The 513-nt window shown below is 41.7% G+C and carries 2 pseudogenes; both read right to left on the minus strand.

Annotated features, from left to right (window positions below):
• Nucleotides 1-93 (minus strand): annotated as a pseudogene (locus ACWHAR_RS32165) (hypothetical protein); the annotation flags it as partial.
• A 47-nt stretch (nt 94-140) separates the two neighbouring features.
• A pseudogene (locus ACWHAR_RS32170) lies at nt 141-513 on the minus strand (permease prefix domain 1-containing protein); the annotation flags it as partial.

Consider the following 513-nt stretch of genomic DNA (forward strand, 5'->3'; position numbering starts at 1 on the left):
GCTGGCTGCCATAGCCAAGAGCATGCAGCCACCAGTAAACAAAAATACTGCCCCATGAGCTACAAAACCATATAAACAAGAGCTAATCCTCACGACATACACCTCCTTTACATAGAAATTCTATGTATATACCTAAAAAATCAGACAAGCTGACGCCTGCCAATATAACAGCCCATTCGGCCAAATAACGGAAATAACAGCGTTGCAAAAGCACAAGTTCCAACAAACCAAGGTGTCAACAAGGATTGAAACAGCGCAGCAGGAATTACATTGAATAGAAAAACAAGCATAAAAATGACGTTTGGCACCATTGAGATCAGAATCGTATGTAGAACAAGCTTTTCTCCGCGTTTTCCAAACTCCTTCACGCCTTGATACCCAATCAGCACCCAGTAGATCATATATGCAGCTAAGATCAGCCAAACAGAAACAGAAATGCCTTTCCATACTGCTTGAACAAACGGTGATTCAAGCCATACATGCATTATTGTAATCGCAATGCCGACAGCGAAT

Source organism: Bacillus sp. LR--39, from assembly GCF_053613335.1.